This is a genomic window from Arenibacter lacus (assembly GCF_008711145.1).
GTDB classification, from domain to species: Bacteria; Bacteroidota; Bacteroidia; order Flavobacteriales; family Flavobacteriaceae; genus Arenibacter; species Arenibacter amylolyticus.
This window is the reverse complement of the sequence record NZ_VVIN01000275.1, coordinates 1-363: the sequence shown is the minus strand read 5'-3', so window position 1 is coordinate 363 and position 363 is coordinate 1. Positions and strand designations below refer to the sequence as shown.

1 pseudogene is annotated in these 363 nt (G+C 36.4%); it reads left to right on the top strand.

The annotated features are described in order from the left end of the window. Nucleotides 1-363: pseudogene (locus F1E73_RS17775) on the top strand (hypothetical protein); the annotation flags it as partial.

Sequence of the window (363 nt, the reverse complement as noted above, 5' to 3'; positions counted from 1 at the left end):
TCTCATTAAACACATTAGGACGGTACTTAAGATATCCAAGGAAGAGCTTCCTATTATTCTTTTGCACAGTTCCGGGGAAGATCAAAAGGTAAGGCAGGAATGTGCCGAATATCAGGTGCAGTTCAATGTGGTAAAGCCTATACAAATAAACGCGCTTTTTAAACTTATTTCTCAAATCCAATGTCCAGATTCAAAAAAATCAATAGCCACAGAACCTAATGAGCAAAATATCTCCGACTACAATTTTAGGATTATGGTAGCCGAAGATAATGTGATTAATAAGCATCTAACCCGTACAATTCTAAAAAAACTACTTCCCAAAATAGAGTTGATAGAAGTGGATAATGGTGAAGAGGCAGTAGA